At 71.9% G+C, this 15520-nt stretch carries 15 protein-coding genes; 11 read left to right on the top strand and 4 right to left on the bottom strand.

Annotated elements, in window-relative coordinates:
• Nucleotide 1: 1 nt before the first annotated feature.
• Nucleotides 2-2086: a transketolase gene (tkt, locus tag AB0J67_RS20095; protein ID WP_363484658.1), complete on the bottom strand. Its 2085-nt coding sequence runs from the start codon at nt 2084-2086 to the stop codon at nt 2-4.
• A 320-nt stretch (nt 2087-2406) separates the two neighbouring features.
• Between tkt and AB0J67_RS20090 the strand changes: the two genes are divergently transcribed.
• From AB0J67_RS20090 to AB0J67_RS20080, 3 genes are all read left to right on the top strand, one after another.
• Nucleotides 2407-3309 (top strand): heme o synthase, encoded by a 903-nt coding sequence (locus AB0J67_RS20090; RefSeq protein ID WP_363484697.1) that lies wholly within the window; start codon nt 2407-2409, stop codon nt 3307-3309.
• A gap of 217 nt (nt 3310-3526) precedes the next feature.
• Nucleotides 3527-3847, top strand: a complete 321-nt coding sequence (locus tag AB0J67_RS20085) for a hypothetical protein (protein WP_363484655.1) — start codon at nt 3527-3529, stop codon at nt 3845-3847.
• A 103-nt stretch (nt 3848-3950) separates the two neighbouring features.
• Nucleotides 3951-4817 carry a hypothetical protein gene (locus tag AB0J67_RS20080; RefSeq protein WP_363484652.1) on the top strand — a complete coding sequence of 289 codons (867 nt, stop codon included), beginning with the start codon at nt 3951-3953 and terminating at the stop codon, nt 4815-4817.
• 288 nt (nt 4818-5105) lie between these two features.
• On the opposite strand, the gene AB0J67_RS20075 is transcribed toward AB0J67_RS20080, so the two are convergent.
• Both AB0J67_RS20075 and AB0J67_RS20070 read right to left on the bottom strand, forming a co-directional pair.
• The gene (locus AB0J67_RS20075; RefSeq protein WP_363484649.1) at nt 5106-5822 is read right to left on the bottom strand and encodes a hypothetical protein; all 717 of its coding nucleotides are present in this window, start codon (nt 5820-5822) and stop codon (nt 5106-5108) included.
• 76 nt (nt 5823-5898) lie between these two features.
• The gene (locus tag AB0J67_RS20070; RefSeq protein ID WP_363484694.1) at nt 5899-6822 is read right to left on the bottom strand and encodes a COX15/CtaA family protein; all 924 of its coding nucleotides are present in this window, start codon (nt 6820-6822) and stop codon (nt 5899-5901) included.
• A gap of 193 nt (nt 6823-7015) precedes the next feature.
• Between AB0J67_RS20070 and AB0J67_RS20065 the strand changes: the two genes are divergently transcribed.
• The 8 genes from AB0J67_RS20065 to AB0J67_RS20030 are packed head-to-tail and all read left to right on the top strand — an operon-like array spanning nt 7016 to nt 13643.
• Complete coding sequence (locus AB0J67_RS20065) at nt 7016-7774, top strand: helix-turn-helix domain-containing protein (protein WP_363484646.1); 759 nt, start codon at nt 7016-7018, stop codon at nt 7772-7774.
• The gene (sufB, locus tag AB0J67_RS20060; RefSeq protein ID WP_363484643.1) at nt 7771-9192 is read left to right on the top strand and encodes a Fe-S cluster assembly protein SufB; all 1422 of its coding nucleotides are present in this window, start codon (nt 7771-7773) and stop codon (nt 9190-9192) included. Before AB0J67_RS20065 ends, sufB begins: the two co-directional genes overlap by 4 nt.
• Entirely contained in the window at nt 9192-10334 is a 1143-nt protein-coding gene (gene sufD, locus AB0J67_RS20055; protein ID WP_363484640.1) for a Fe-S cluster assembly protein SufD, read from the top strand. The genes sufB and sufD overlap by 1 nt, the downstream gene beginning before the upstream one ends.
• Nucleotides 10331-10666 (top strand): non-heme iron oxygenase ferredoxin subunit, encoded by a 336-nt coding sequence (locus tag AB0J67_RS20050; protein ID WP_363484637.1) that lies wholly within the window; start codon nt 10331-10333, stop codon nt 10664-10666. Before sufD ends, AB0J67_RS20050 begins: the two co-directional genes overlap by 4 nt.
• Complete coding sequence (gene sufC / locus AB0J67_RS20045) at nt 10663-11442, top strand: Fe-S cluster assembly ATPase SufC (protein WP_363484634.1); 780 nt, start codon at nt 10663-10665, stop codon at nt 11440-11442. Before AB0J67_RS20050 ends, sufC begins: the two co-directional genes overlap by 4 nt.
• A 16-nt stretch (nt 11443-11458) precedes the next feature.
• Complete coding sequence (locus tag AB0J67_RS20040; protein WP_363484631.1) at nt 11459-12751, top strand: cysteine desulfurase; 1293 nt, start codon at nt 11459-11461, stop codon at nt 12749-12751.
• A 2-nt stretch (nt 12752-12753) separates the two neighbouring features.
• Complete coding sequence (sufU, locus tag AB0J67_RS20035) at nt 12754-13206, top strand: Fe-S cluster assembly sulfur transfer protein SufU (RefSeq protein WP_363484628.1); 453 nt, start codon at nt 12754-12756, stop codon at nt 13204-13206.
• On the top strand, nt 13206-13643 hold the full coding sequence (locus AB0J67_RS20030; RefSeq protein WP_363484625.1) for a metal-sulfur cluster assembly factor: 438 nt from the start codon (nt 13206-13208) through the stop codon (nt 13641-13643). The genes sufU and AB0J67_RS20030 overlap by 1 nt, the downstream gene beginning before the upstream one ends.
• Before the next feature lie 133 nt (nt 13644-13776).
• Here the strand turns inward: AB0J67_RS20030 and AB0J67_RS20025 are convergent, their stop codons facing one another.
• Complete coding sequence (locus AB0J67_RS20025; protein ID WP_363484622.1) at nt 13777-15405, bottom strand: hypothetical protein; 1629 nt, start codon at nt 15403-15405, stop codon at nt 13777-13779.
• Between the last annotated feature and the right edge of the window lie 115 nt (nt 15406-15520).

Raw genomic sequence — 15520 nt, 5'->3', positions numbered from 1 at the left:
GTCACTCGCCTACCTTGGAAAGGGAGCGGCGGGCCGCCTCGGCGACCGCCTCCGGGGTGAATCCGAACTTCTCGAACAGGGTGGCCGCGGGCGCCGAGGCGCCGTAGTGCTCCAGGCTCACCGACTCGCCGGCGTCGCCGACCAGGTCACGCCAGGACATCGCGATCCCGGCCTCGACGCTGACGCGGGCCTTGACCCCGGCCGGCAGCACCGACTCGCGGTAGCCGGCGTCCTGCGCGCGGAACCACTCCTGGCACGGCATCGACACGACCCGGGTGGGCGTGTCCTCGTCCTCCAGCAGCTCGCGGGCGGCCAGGGCGACCGACACCTCGGAACCGGTGGCGATCAGGATCACCTCGGGGGTGCCGGTCGAGGCCTCCTCCAGGACGTATCCGCCGCGCGCGAAGCCCTCCGCGGTCGTCTTGGCCGGGTCGAGCGTGGGCACGTTCTGGCGGGTCAGCGCCAGCGCGGTCGGCCGGTCGCTGTGCTCCAGCGCCATCCGCCAGGCGTGCGCGGTCTCGTTGGCGTCGGCCGGGCGCACCACGTCCAGGCCCGGGATGGCGCGCAGCGCGGTCAGCTGCTCCACCGGCTGGTGGGTCGGGCCGTCCTCGCCGAGGCCGATCGAGTCGTGCGTCCAGACGTAGGTCACCGGCAGCTTCATCAGCGCGGCCAGCCGCACCGGCGGGCGCATGTAGTCGCTGAAGACCAGGAACGTGCCGCCGTAGACGCGGGTGCCGCCGTGCAGCGCGATGCCGTTCATGATCGAGCCCATGCCGTGCTCGCGGATGCCGAAGTGCAGCGTGCGGCCGTACTCGTCGCCGGGGAACTCCTTGGTGGCGAACTCGGCCGGGACGAACGACGGCTCGCCCTTCATGGTGGTGTTGTTGCTCTCGGCGAGGTCGGCCGAGCCGCCCCACAGCTCCGGCAGCACCGGCGCCAGTGCGGTCAGCACCTGGCCGGACGCGGCGCGGGTGGCGATGCCCTTGGCGTCGGCGGGGAAGCTCGGCAGCTTCTCCTCCCAGCCCTGCGGCAGGGTGCGGGTGCTCATCCGCTCGAACAGCGCCAGCCGCTCCGGGTTGGCCCTGGCCCAGTCCTGGAAGGACTCCTTCCACTGCTCGTGCAGCACGCGGCCGCGCTCGCGGATGGCGCGGGTGTGCGCGATCACCTCGTCCTCGACCGGGAACGCGACGCCCGGGTCGAAGCCGAGCACCTCCTTGACCGCGGCGGCCTCGTTCGGGCCGACCGCCGAGCCGTGGATCTTGCCGGTGTTCTGCTTGGTCGGCGCGGGCCAGCCGATGATGGTGCGCAGCGCGATGAAGCTGGGCTTGTCGGTGACCGCCTTGGCGCGCTGGATCGCCGCCCACAGCGCGGGCACGTCCTCGTGGTAGCCGGTGTCGCCGCCGGTCCAGTCGACCCGCTCGACGTGCCAGCCGTACGCCTCGTAGCGCTTGCAGACGTCCTCGGACTTCGCGATGCGGGTGTCGTCCTCGATCGAGATCTCGTTGTCGTCGTAGAAGACGATCAGGTTGTCGAGCTTCTGGTGGCCCGCGATCGAGGAGACCTCGTGGGTCACGCCCTCCTCGATGTCGCCGTCCGAGCAGATCGCGTAGATGTGGTGGTCGAACGGGCTGGTGCCCGGGGCGGCGTCCGGGTCGAACAGGCCGCGCTCGCGGCGGGCGGCCATGGCCATGCCGACCGCGTTGCCCAGGCCCTGGCCCAGTGGGCCGGTGGTGGTCTCCACGCCGCGGGTGTGCCCGTGCTCCGGGTGGCCGGGGGTCAGCGAGCCCCACTGGCGCAGCGACTGCAGGTCCGACAGCTCCAGGCCGTAGCCGGCGAGGAAGAGCTGGACGTAGAGGGTGAGGCTGGAGTGCCCGGCGGACAGCACGAAGCGGTCGCGGCCCGTCCAGTCGGGGTCGTTCGGGTCCAGCCGCATGGCCCGCTGGAAGAGGAGGTAGGCGAGGGGGGCGAGGCTCATCGCGGTGCCCGGGTGGCCGTTGCCGGCCTTCTCGACGGCGTCCATGGCCAGGACCCGGGCGGTGTCCACCGCGCGGCGGTCGATGTCAGACCAGATCAACTGCTCGGTCACAGCTGTGCTTCTCCTAGCGGGCTCGTCCGAACTCCGCCAGGCCGTGGTCTGGTGCGCCACGCCCTGGGGCTCCGGCAGGTACAAAGCATCGTCGCGCGGGCGGCCACGGTGTCGCCCTGCGTCGGTGTTGACCCTACTCATACCCTGCACGGCACATGTGCGAACCCGTCCATTCCGCGCGTGGTGGCGCGCCCGCAGGGCTTGACCAGCGTTGCCGTACTGTGTAGCGGGTGAGCACGCTCGCCGCAGAGTCGCCTGAGGCGGCCACCGCAGATCTTTCGTCCCCCCTGATCGCCACGATCCCCGTCCAGCCGGGCGTCATCGCCCGTGCCGCGCAGGCGCAGCAGCGCCGTGCGCGCTGGGCGACGGTGGGGGCGTACGTCTCGCTGACCAAGCCGCGCATCGTCGAGCTGCTGCTCATCACGACCGTCCCCGCGATGATGCTGGCCGCCGAGGGCCTGCCGTCGCTGTGGCTGATGCTGGTGGTGCTGGTCGGCGGCTCGTTCGCGGCGGGCGCCGCCAACGCGATCAACTGCTACATCGACCGCGACATCGACCCGCTGATGGGCCGCACCTCGCGCCGCCCCCTGGTCACGCAGAAGGTGGCGCCGCGCTCGGCGCTGTTCTTCGGCCTGTCCCTGGCGGTCGCCTCCACGGTGCTGATGGCGCTGTTCACGAACTGGCTGGCCACGGCGCTGACGGTGGCGGCGATCGTCTACTACGACGTGATCTACACCGCCTGGCTCAAGCGCACCACTCCGCACAACACCTTCTGGGGCGGCGTGTGCGGGGCGATGCCGGTGCTGATCGGCTGGGCGGCCGTCACCGGCTCGCTGGCCCCGGCGGCCTGGCTGCTGTTCGGCGTCGTCTTCTTCTGGCAGATGCCGCACTTCTACGCGCTGGCCATCCGGTTCAAGGACGACTACGCCCGCGCCGGCATCCCCATGCTCACGGTGACCGCCACCCCGCGCCGGGTCGCGATCGAGTCCGTGGTCTACTCCTGGCTCACGGTGGCGACGTCGCTGGCGGTGTGGCCGCTGGGCATGTCGTCGGTGTACGGCCTGCCCGCGCTCATCTGCGGCGGCTTCTTCATCCTGGAGGCGCACGGCCTGTACAGCCGCACGGTGAAGGGCGAGCCGGTCAAGCCGATGCGGCTGTTCCACTGGTCCACGGCGTACCTCACGATCGTGTTCGTGGCCGCCGCGGTGGACGTGTTCATCTGAGCGGTTCTTTACCGTTTGGGCCGGACACGCCCGGTTTGCTCGCGGAGTGTCAGCCAGCTGACTGACGTCTGTCCGTTCTGCGACGCATTGACAGTGATATTTCCGGGCGAACTCGGACACCTGATCTTTGATTACCGGGTTGCAGTCCCGTAACAGGAATCACAAAAGGTGCTCACAATACCTCCGCCGGACGTCCGTTCTGCTTATGGTGCTTGGCATGGCAGATGGTTCAGATACGACGATGACGATCGAGCACCCCACCGCCACGCTCGTGGCGGGCCTGCGTGAGTTCGTGAGCGCGCACGGGGGAGCCAAGGGAGTCATCGAGTACGTCGGTCGGCGCGGTGCACGTATCGTGCTGGTGGGCACTGACGGAGCCTGGGGTGACCAGTTCGCCGCCAGTACCGACATCGCCCGGGCCGCCTGTGAGCGGGCCGGCGTCACCGTGGAGAACGAGTGGGAGCGGGAGCTCATCGAGCTGATGCGTCCTACGAACGACCTGTGGCGGTCCATGTCCAAGCGGACGATGGCACGCTGAGGTTCTTTCACCTCTCCGGTTATATTCGGATCTTGTGAGCACACCCCTTGACCACGCGACCCGGGCAGCTGCCCGGGTCGCCCTGGTTTCCGATACCGCATCCGTGGACTGCCCGCGCGTCGCGATAGTCACCTGTGCCGAGATCCCGCTGCTCGAACCCGACGACCAGCTGGTGCTGCCCGCCCTGGCCGCCCTCGGCGTCGACGCCGAGCCCGCCGTGTGGGACGACCCGGCCGTCGACTGGGCCGCGTACGACCTGGTGGCCCTGCGGTCGACCTGGGACTACGCCCAGCGCCGCGACGAGTTCCTCGCCTGGGCCCGCGGCGTGCCCCGCCTGGTGAACTCGGCGGAGACCGTGGCCTGGAACACCGACAAGCGCTACCTCGCCGAGCTGGCCGCCGCCGGCCTGCCGGTCACCCCGACCACCTTCCTCGCGCCCGGCGACGCCTTCACGCCGCCCGCCGGCGAGTACGTGGTCAAGCCCGCCGTCAGCGCGGGCAGCCGCGACACCGGCCGCTACGGCCCCGCCGACGCCGCGCTGGCCGTCGCGCACGTGCGCCGGCTGCACGAGGCGGGCCGGGTCGTCATGGTGCAGCCGTGCCTGACCGGCGTGGACGTGTACGGCGAGACCGCCCTGCTCTTCTTCGCCGACCCGGCGACGGGCCGGCTGGCGTACAGCCACGCCATCCGCAAGGGCGCCATGCTGACCGGCCCCGACGAGGGCATGGACACGCTGTACAAGCCCGAGGAGATCAGCCCGCGGGTGCCGACCGCCGCCGAGCGCGCCGTGGGCGAGGCCGTCGCGGCGACCCTGCCGGCCGGGCTGGCGTACGCCCGCGTCGACCTGATCCCCGACGAGCGCGGCAATCCGCTGCTCGTGGAGCTGGAGCTGACCGAGCCGTCGGTGTTCATGCTCCACGACGAAGGCGCCGCCGACCGCCTCGCCGCCGCCCTCACCTCGCTCCTGTAACCGGGTACCGCAGCCGGAACGCGTGGACCGCCGCGGGCGGGGGCATGATCAGCTCTTCCGGTCGGAAAGTGGAGTCACGCTGCACATTCCGACCGGAAACAGCGATCTCCCCTCGGTGCCGTGCCAAGATCACGACGATCTTGCGCGAACTGTTGCGGATTTGCCCGGAATGGGCGTGTCGCACCCACAGTTCGCGCAAGATCGGCGCGGCGCGGCGGGGCGGGGCGCGGCGGGGCGGGGCGCGGCGGGGCGCGGCTCGGGGCGGGGCGGGGTCGGGGGTGGGGTGGGTTACGGGGTGCGGGCGAGGAAGTCGCGGAGGCCGGCGCCGGGGGGGTCTTCGGGGTGGGCGGCGAGGCCGCGTTCGGCCCAGTGGCGGGCGAGGTCGGGTTCGCCGATGTCGGCGAGGGCGCGGGCGAGGCGGCCGTACTGGGCGGGGTGTTTGAGGTCGCCGCCGATGACCTCGATGAGGGTGGCGGTGTCGCGTTCCCAGCGGGCCAGGCGTTCGACGGCGTCGCGGGCGCTCAGGTCGCCGGGGTCGGCGGCCCAGCGGCGGCGCACCACGCCCCGGTAGTGGTCCAGGCCCGTGCTGCCGAGGGCGGGGCCGTACGCCCAGATGTCGACGGGGCACCAGCGGCCGGTGTCGAACTGGACGGTGACCAGCCAGTCGGCCAGCTCCACGGGGTCGGGCGGGGACTGGCGGCAGGCTTCGGCGTGCGTGGCCAGCAGGCGGCCGAGCAGGTTGTCCAGGGCGCCCGAGGCGTCGTCGGCGTGGTCGAGGGTGTCCAGCAGCAGCTCCACCGCCTGCGCGAGCGGCTCGCGGGCGATGGCGGCGCGGCCGGTGCGCACGAGCGTGGCCAGCTCCTCGGCGACCTGGGCGGCGTGCTCGGCGTGCCGGACGCTGGCCCAGTAGTCCAGGTCGCCGGTGGTGGTGAAGGCCCGGGTCACCACGCCGGGCAGCGAGTCGTCGGGGTGCGCCTGCGGCGCGCGGCGCAGAGAGGTCGGCACCCTGTCATCATCGCTCCGCCGGGCGGCCGGTGAGGCATATGTGCGACCGGTTGACGCCCGGATCGGAATCCGACGGTTACCGGACGGTGACCAATATCCGGTCTGTTTCGGGGCTGGTCACGCTGGGCGCGCTCCCAGCGGCTCCGGGGGCGTCGAAGCCGGTCGCCCACACCACGGCGAGGGTGGCGACCCACACCGCGCAGGCGCCGGCCATGTGGAAGCCGACCAGCACGGCGGGCAGGTGGGTGAAGTACTGCACGAACCCGATCAGGCCCTGGGCAAGCGACACGGCGAGCAGGATCGCGCTCGCGCGGGCCATCGCGGGCGAGGTCACGGCGCGGGCGGCGAACCAGCAGGCCACGGCCAGGCCGAGCATCAGGAAGACCGCGTCCACGTGCAGCTGCGAGATCAGCTCGGGGTTCAGGCCGGTGCGGCGGGCCTTGTCGTCGCCGGCGTGCGGGCCGCTGCCGGTGACCACCACGCCGATCACCACCACGGCGGCCGAGGCGGCGGTCAGCGCCCAGGTCAGCCCGCGCAGCCGGACCGCGCCGGGCACCGGCTCCGGCCGGTGCAGGGTGCGCTGCCACAGTGCGTACGAGAAGGCGATCATCGCGGCGGAGAGCAGGAAGTGCAGGCCGACGACGTACGGGTTGAGGTCGGTGAGCACGGTGATCCCGCCCACCACGCCCTGCCCGGGGATGCCCACGGCCAGCGCCACCGACAGCGCCCGCAGCCGGGGGTGCCGCCAGGCGGCCAGCACGAGCGCGATCGCGACGGCGCCGAGCACGAAGGTGAGCAGCCGGTTGCCGAACTCGACGACGCCGTTGAAGCCCATCGCCGGGGTGGTGACGTACGAGTCCTCGGTGCACTTGGGCCAGGTGGGGCAGCCGAGGCCGGAGCCGGTCAGGCGCACCGCCCCGCCGGTGACCACGATGCCGATGTTGGCCAGCAGGCCGGTCAGCGCGAGGCGGCGGCGCAGGGTCGCGTCGGCGTCGAGCAGCCGCCGGGTCGCCGGCACCCGCTCCAGCAGCCGGGTCAGGCGGGGAAGGGGAGCAGCAGGGGCGGGCTCGACATCGCGCACGAGACGATGGTAGGCGGGCAGCCTGGTCGCGCCGAGCGCGGGCGGCTCTAGTGTCACGTGTCACGCCGGGGGCGGTTTGCGCACGTCGAACTAAATAAGTCACACTGGTGTAGTGAAAAAGGGTGCGGTGATCGTCGAGGCATCCGATCGCCGCCTGGGCCATCCGGGCACCCGCGATCGGGTGCTCGAGCTGCTCGCCCGGGGCCCCGCCACCGCGGCGGCGCTCGGCGAGGAGCTGGGTCTCAGCCCGGCCGGCGTCCGCCGCCACCTCGACGCGCTGTTCGCCGAGGGCCTGGTCACCGCCCGCGAGCAGGTGCTGCGCGGCCCCCGGAGCCGGGGCCGTCCCGCCAAGATCTTCCTGCTCACCGACGCCGCCCGGGACGGGCTCGGCCGGCATGCCTACGACGGCCTGGCCGCGGCCGCGCTGCGCTGGATCGCCGAGCGCGGCGGGCAGCAGGAGGTCGCCGCGTTCGCCGCGGCTCAGGTCGCCGCGCTCGAGCAGCGCTGCGAGTCCGCCGTACGCGGCTCGGGTGACGATCCTCTCGCCCGCGCGGAGGCGCTCGCCGAGGCGCTGACCGCTCAGGGATACGCTGCGAGCGCGTCCACGATCGCGACCGGCGGGCAGCTGTGCCAGCACCACTGCCCGGTGGCGCACGTCGCCGCCGAGTTCCCGCAGCTGTGCGAGGCCGAGACCGAGGTGATCGGCCGCCTGATCGGCACGCACGTGCAGCGGCTCGCGACGATCGCGCACGGCGACGGGGTGTGCACGACCCACATTCCGGGCTCCGCCCGGGATCAGCAGCCCAGCCCGCCGAAACGCACTCAGCTTCTCCAGATCAACGACCGCGCCACGATAGGGACGGACTCATGACCGAGCAGATCACCACGACCGAGGACCAGCTCGCTGGCCTGGGCAAGTACGAGTACGGCTGGGCCGACCCGGACCTGGCCGGCGCCAACGCGCAGCGTGGGCTCAACGAGGCCGTGGTCCGCGACATCTCGGCGAAGAAGAACGAGGCCGACTGGATGCTCGACCTGCGGCTGAAGGGCCTGCGCCTGTTCGGCCGCAAGCCCATGCCCAACTGGGGCGCCGACCTGTCGGACATCGACTTCGACAACATCAAGTACTTCGTGCGCTCGACCGAGAAGCAGGCGGCGAGCTGGGAAGAGCTGCCCGAGGACATCAAGAACACGTACGACAAGCTGGGCATCCCGGAGGCGGAGAAGCAGCGCCTCGTGGCCGGTGTCGCCGCGCAGTACGAGTCCGAGGTCGTCTACCACGCCATCCGCGAGGACCTGGAGCAGCAGGGCGTGCTGTTCCTGGACACCGACACGGCGCTGCGGGAGCACCCGGAGCTGTTCAAGGAGTACTTCGGCACCGTCATCCCGGTCGGCGACAACAAGTTCGCCGCGCTGAACACCGCGGTGTGGTCGGGCGGCTCCTTCATCTACGTGCCGCCGGGCGTCAACGTGGAGATCCCGCTGCAGGCCTACTTCCGGATCAACACCGAGAACATGGGCCAGTTCGAGCGGACCCTGATCATCGTCGACGAGGGTGCGTACGTGCACTACGTCGAGGGCTGCACCGCGCCGATCTACTCCTCCGACTCGCTGCACAGCGCCGTCGTCGAGATCATCGTGAAGAAGAACGCGCGCTGCCGCTACACCACCATCCAGAACTGGTCGAACAACGTCTACAACCTGGTCACCAAGCGCGCCGTGTGCCACGAGGGCGCGACCATGGAGTGGGTCGACGGCAACATCGGTTCCAAGGTCACCATGAAGTACCCGGCCGTGTTCATGGTCGGCGAGCACGCCAAGGGCGAGGTGCTCTCGGTGGCCATGGCCGGTGAGGGCCAGCACCAGGACGCCGGCGCCAAGATGGTGCACGCGGCCCCGCACACGTCCAGCACGATCATCAGCAAGTCGATCGCCCGGGGCGGCGGCCGCACCTCGTACCGCGGCCTGGTCCAGGTGCTGGAGGGCTCGCACCACAGCAAGAGCACGGTCAAGTGCGACGCGCTGCTGGTGGACACCATCTCCCGCTCGGACACCTACCCCTACGTCGACATCCGCGAGGACGACGTGTCCATGGGGCATGAGGCGACCGTCTCCAAGGTCAGTGACGACCAGCTCTTCTACCTGATGAGCCGGGGTCTGTCCGAGGACGAGGCGATGGCGATGATCGTGCGCGGCTTCATCGAGCCCATCGCCAAGGAGCTCCCGATGGAGTACGCCCTGGAACTGAACCGACTGATCGAACTGCAGATGGAAGGCGCCGTCGGCTGATGACCACCGAAGTAATCGCACCGCCCAAGACCAAGTCCCAGGCGCTGCGTTCGTACCACGTTGCCGACTTCCCGGCGCTGACCGGGCGCGAGGAGGAGTGGCGCTTCACGCCGCTCAAGCGCCTGCACGGCCTGGTCGCCGGGGACGCCGCCGCCGTGGCCGCGCCCAAGCACGAGTACGGCGCGGTGCCCGAGGGCGTCACCGTGTCGACGGTGTCGCGCGCCGACGCCCGGATCGGCGGGGTGCTCACCCCGTTCGACCGGATCAGCGCCTGGGCGTACGAGAACGCCGCCGACGCGCTGCTGGTCGAGGTCGCCAAGGAGGCCGTGCTCGCCGAGCCGTTCACGCTGCGGCTGCACGGGCACGGCGCCGAGGGTGCCGCGGCGGGCCACACCTACCTCTCGGTGGGCGCGTTCGCCGAGGCGACCCTGGTGCTGGAGCAGACCGGCAGCGTGATGCTGGCCGACAACGTCGAGATCGCGGTCGCCGACGGCGCGAAGCTGACCCTGGTCACGGTCACCGACTGGGCCGCCGACGCGGTGCAGGCGCAGCACGTCAAGGTGAAGCTGGGCCGCGACGCCCGCATCCTGCACGTGCAGGTCACCCTGGGCGGCAACCTGGTGCGCCAGTTCACCAGCGTGGACTACACCGGCCGCGGTGGCGAGGCGGAGCTGTACGGGCTCTACTTCGCCGACGGCGAGCAGCACCTGGAGCACCGCCTGCTGGTCGACCACTCGGTGCCGGACTGCACCTCGTACGTGGGCTACCGCGGCGCGCTGCAGGGCGACGGCGCGCACACCGTCTGGGTCGGCGACGTGCTGATCCAGGACCAGGCCACCGGCACCAGCACCTACGAGGTCAACCGCAACCTGCTGCTGTCCGACGGCGCGCGGGCCGACTCGGTGCCCAACCTGGAGATCGAGACCGGCGAGATCGTCGGCGCGGGCCACGCCTCGGCGACCGGCCGCTTCGACGACGAGCAGCTGTTCTACCTGATGGCCCGGGGCATCCCGGAGCCGGAGGCGCGCAAGCTGGTCGTCCGCGGCTTCTTCGCCGAGCTGCTGGGCAAGATCCCGGCCGAGGACCTGCGGGAGCGCCTCGGCGCCGCGATCGAGGAGCGGCTGGAGAAGGCGGGCGCATGACCGACTTTCTCCGGGCGTGTGCCGCCGATGACGTCGCCAAGGGCGCGGCGCTCGCGGTCGAGCTCGAGGGCACGCCGCTGGTGCTGGTGCACACGGATGACGACGGCTTCTACGCCGCGTACGACGAGTGCTCGCACGCCGCCGTGGCGCTGTCCGAGGGCGAGGTCGACGGCTGCACCCTGGAATGCTGGCTGCACGGATCGCGTTTCGATCTTCGTACCGGCGAACCCTCCGGGCTGCCCGCGACCGAACCCGTCCCCGTCTATCCCGTCGAGATCCGCGACGGCGATGTCTACGTCAGCCTGACGCCAAGCAATGGAGTTACCCGATGAGCAAGTTGGAGATCCGCGACCTTCAGGTGTCGGTGAAGCTGCCCGAGGGCGAGCTCAAGCCGATCCTGCACGGGGTCACGCTGACCGTGGAGTCGGGTCAGACGCACGCCATCATGGGCCCCAACGGGTCCGGCAAGTCGACCCTGGCCTACTCGATCGCGGGCCACCCGAAGTACGAGATCACCGGCGGCACGGTGCTGCTGGACGGCCAGGACGTGCTGGCCATGAGCGTGGACGAGCGCGCCCGCGCCGGCCTGTTCCTGGCGATGCAGTACCCGGTCGAGGTCCCCGGCGTCTCGGTGGCGAACTTCCTGCGCACGGCCAAGACGGCGATCGACGGCGAGGCGCCGAAGCTGCGCACCTGGGCCGGCGAGCTCAAGGGCTCGATGGAGAAGATGGGCATGGACCCGGCCTTCGCCCAGCGCAACGTCAACGAGGGCTTCTCCGGCGGCGAGAAGAAGCGGCACGAGATCGTGCAGCTGGAGCTGCTCAAGCCGAAGATCGCGATCCTCGACGAGACCGACTCCGGCCTGGACGTCGACGCGCTGCGCGTGGTGTCCGAGGGCGTGAACCGGGTCAAGGAGGCCAACGACACCGGCGTCCTGCTGATCACGCACTACACGCGGATCCTGCGCTACATCAAGCCGGACTTCGTGCACGTCTTCGTCGCCGGCAAGATCGTCGAGGAGGGCGGCCCGGAGCTGGCCGACAAGCTCGAGGCCGAGGGCTACGTGCGCTACGGGGCGGGCGCCGACGCGGCCGCCGTGGGCGCCTGAGGGAGCTGAGCAGACGATGACGACGTTGACCATCCCGGCCGGGATGCCGCAGTACGACGACAAGCCGCGCTTCGACGTGGAGCGCGTGCGCGCCGACTTCCCGATCCTGGACCGGGAGGTCAACGGTCATCGGCTGGTGTACCTGGACAGCGGCAACACCTCGCAGAAGCCGCGTCAGGTCATCGACGCCGTGGCGGACTACTACGCCCGGCACAACGCCAACGTGGCGCGCTCGGTGCACACGCTGGGCACCGAGTCGACCGAGCTGTACGAGGGCGCGCGCGCCAAGGTCGCCGCGTTCATCGGGGCGACCACGCCCGACGAGGTGGTGTTCACCAAGAACGCGACCGAGGCGATCAACCTGGTGGCGCACGGGTTCGGCCCGCACGCCGAGGACCCGCGCTTCCGGCTGGGCCCCGGCGACGAGATCGTGATCTCGGAGATGGAGCACCACTCCAACATCGTGCCGTGGCAGCTGCTCTGCCAGCGCACCGGCGCGACGCTGCGGTGGTTCGGCATCACCGACAGCGGCCGGCTGGACGAGACGAACCTCGACGAGCTGGTCAACGAGCGCACGAAGATCGTCTCGATCGTGCACATGTCGAACGTGCTCGGCACGGTCAACGCGACCGCCCGGATCACCCAGCGGGTGCGCGAGGTCGGCGCGCTGCTGCTGCTCGACTGCTCGCAGTCGGTGCCGCACCTGCCGATGGACGTCGTCGACTACGACGTGGACTTCATCGCGTTCACCGGGCACAAGATGCTGGCCCCGACCGGCATCGGCGTGCTGTGGGGCCGCGGGGAGCTGCTCAACGCGATGCCGCCGTTCCTGGGCGGCGGATCGATGATCGAGACGGTGAAGCTGACCGGATCGACGTTCCTGCCGGCCCCGGCCCGGTTCGAGGCGGGCACCCCGCCGATCGCGCAGGCGGTCGGGCTGGGCGCCGCGATCGACTACCTGACCGCGGTGGGCATGGACGCGGTGGCCTGGCACGACAAGGAGCTGACGGCGTACGCGCTCGACGCGCTGGCGACCGTGCCGGACCTGCGGATCTACGGACCCGAGGTGCCGGTGGGGCGGGGCGCGACGATCTCGTTCACACTGAAGGGCATCCACCCGCACGACGTCGGGCAGGTGCTCGACTCGCTCGGGGTGCAGGTGCGGGTCGGCCACCACTGCGCCCGGCCGATCTGCGACCGTTTCTCGGTGCCCGCGCTCACCCGGGCATCGTTCTACCTCTACACGACGACCGACGAGGTCGACGCGCTCGTGCGCGGCCTCGAGCAGGTGCGGAAGGTCTTCGCTTAGCCATGCAGCTCGACCAGCTCTACCAGGAGATCATCCTGGACCACTACAAGCACCCGCAGGGGCGCGGGCTGCGCGAGCCGTTCGCGGCCGACGTGCACCACGTGAACCCGACCTGCGGTGACGAGATCACGCTGCGGGTCGCCCTGGACGGGGAGACCATCAGCGACGTCTCGTACGACGGTCAGGGCTGCTCCATCAGCCAGGCCTCGGCGAGCGTGCTGCACGAGCTGGTGTCGGGCCGCAAGGTGACCGACGCGCTGGCCGTGCACGCCGCGTTCGTCGAGCTGATGGGCGGCAAGGGGCAGATCGTGCCCGACGAGGAGGTGCTGGGCGACGCGGTGGCGTTCGCCGGCGTCGCCAAGTACCCGGCGCGGGTGAAGTGCGCCCTGCTGTCCTGGATGGCGCTGAAGGACGCGGTCGCCCAGGCCGTCGCCCTCGAGAAGGAGGAAGTGTGATGAGCGAGACCGACATCGTCGAGGGTGCCGCCGAGACCACGCGGCTCACGGAGCCCGAGGCCGCGCTCGCCGCCGAGGCCACGGCCGACGCGGTGACGACCAGGACCGTCAGGAAGGCCGACACCGACGAGGTGCGGGAGGCGATGAAGGACGTCGTCGACCCCGAGCTCGGCATCAACGTCGTCGACCTCGGCCTGGTGTACGGGGTCCACATCGACGACGACAACGTCGCCACCCTGGACATGACGCTGACCTCGGCCGCCTGCCCGCTCACCGACGTGATCGAGGAGCAGACCCGCGCCGCGCTGTGCACCGGCCCCGGCGGCGGGCTCGTGAACGACATGCGGATCAACTGGGTGTGGCTGCCGCCGTGGGGCCCCGACAAGATCACCGACGACGGCCGCGACCAGCTCCGCTCGCTCGGTTTCAACGTCTGACACCGGCACCGCCGAGGGCGCCCACCCAGCAGGGTGGGCGCCCTCGTGCGTGGACGGCCAGGCCGTCCGCGGTGCTCCCGCGCTTGCGTCGGCGGCCTCGCCCCCCACGCCTCGTGCGTCGCCAATTACGCCGTCAGCGACTCTCCAGCCCCTCGATCGCCTCGTGCAGCGCGGCGCGCAGCCGCTCGTCGGCCCAGACGTGGCCGATGGGGTGGTCGCGCCGGGTGACCACGCGGTCGTCGCGGTCGCGCAGGTCCCGCAGGCGGGGCAGGGCGGCGACCGCACCCAGCGCGACCAGCCGGGGCAGCGCCCGCGGGTGGCAGCACGGCTTCTCGGCGGCGGCCAGCAGCGCCGCCACGTCCGTCGCGGTGTGGCAGTCGCAGCGGTCGTCGGGCCCCGTCGCGTGGAAGCCGCAGGGCCCACCGCCGCCGTCCGGGTCTCCCGCCATCGCCGCGAGGGCCTGCTCGGCCTGCTCCGGCGTCCACGGCGCGGCGGCGCGCACCTCGGGTGCGGCGTCCGCGGCCGCTCGGCCCCAGCCGGGCAGGATCTCGACCAGACCGGCGATCGCGTGGCACGCCTCCGGGCGGTGCGGGGCCTGCTCCGTCAGGCGGGCCAGCTCGGCGCGCACCGCGGCCAGCACCGGCGGGGTCAGGGCGGGCTCGTCGTCCAGCAGGTGACCCTCGCGCTGGGCGAGAGCGGCGCTCGCCGCCGGCACCCAGCGCGGATCGCCGAGACGCATCAGCGCGGCCAGCGCGTCGATCCCCACGCTCTCCCAGGTCAGGGAGAACCCGCCGGGCGGCATACGCAGGCCTGCGGCGCCGGCCAGCAGGTCGGCGTACGGCGCGGCGCCCGCCCCGGCGCGGCGGAGCAGCTCGAACGCCAGCCGGCGGACCCGCTCGTCGGTGTCGTGCAGGGCCGGGGCCACCACCGGCAGCAGCTGCGCCGGTGCCGACCGGGAACGGTCCACGCGGGCACCGGCCGCGTGGAGCGCCTCGCTGCGGACCGCGGCGAGCGGGTGCCCGACCAGCCCGGCGACGAGGGCGCGCGCCGCGTCCGCCGACAGGATCGGCGCGAGTTCCGCCAGCGGCGTGCTCAGGCCGTCGATCCAGCCCTGCCGCAGCTCGTGCACCGAGTCTGGGTGGTAGCCGTCGACGAGCCGGTCGAGGTCCGCCGCGTCCAGCTCGGCGCCCGCCGACGCCAGGGCGTACCCGGCGGCGAACCGCACCTGGTGCGCCTCGTGCCGCAGCGCGGCGCGCAGCAGCGGCTCCGGGTCGGGCTCGCACCGGCCGAGGGCCAGCACCAGGGAGGCCAGCACCGACGGGTCCGTCTCGGCGGCCCACCGCTGCCGCAGCAGCTCCCGCGGGCAGGCGTCGCCGAGCTGGGCCAGCGTGTACGCGGCGGCGGTCCGCACCTCCGGATCGGCGTCGGTCGCGTGCGGCAGCAGCCGGGGCAGCTGCGCCGCGGCCGCCGCGGCTGCGGCCGGCCAGTGCCGGCTGTCGCGGCGCCGCTCGTCGGCGAGCCAGCCGACGCACCACAGCATCTCCGCCCGCCAGTGGTGCGCGTCGTGCGTGAGCGCCACCAGGAACGGCAGTCCGGCCGCCGTCACCGGGGACAGCGAGCCGAAGTCGTAGAGGGCGTGTATCAGCTCCTCGAACCCCTCCATGGCGGTGTCGGCGTCGGCGTCGCCCGCCCGCCGCACCTGCCCGGGCAGGTCCGCGGCGCCCAGCGCCGTCCAGTCGATGTCGTCGAGTCCCGGTGGCATGCGCGCACTTTAGCGGCCGCCGCCCCGCCCGCAGGACCGTCGCGCTCGCCGCCGGGGCCACGCTCGGGGCACGGCGGACGGCCGAGCTGTTCCCCGGCCGGATCGCGGTCCCGGC

Source organism: Catellatospora sp. NPDC049609, assembly GCF_040675365.1.
Taxonomy (GTDB): domain Bacteria; phylum Actinomycetota; class Actinomycetes; order Mycobacteriales; family Micromonosporaceae; genus Catellatospora.
Note: the sequence above shows the minus strand (reverse complement) of the source record. Positions and strands in the feature narration are given on the sequence as shown.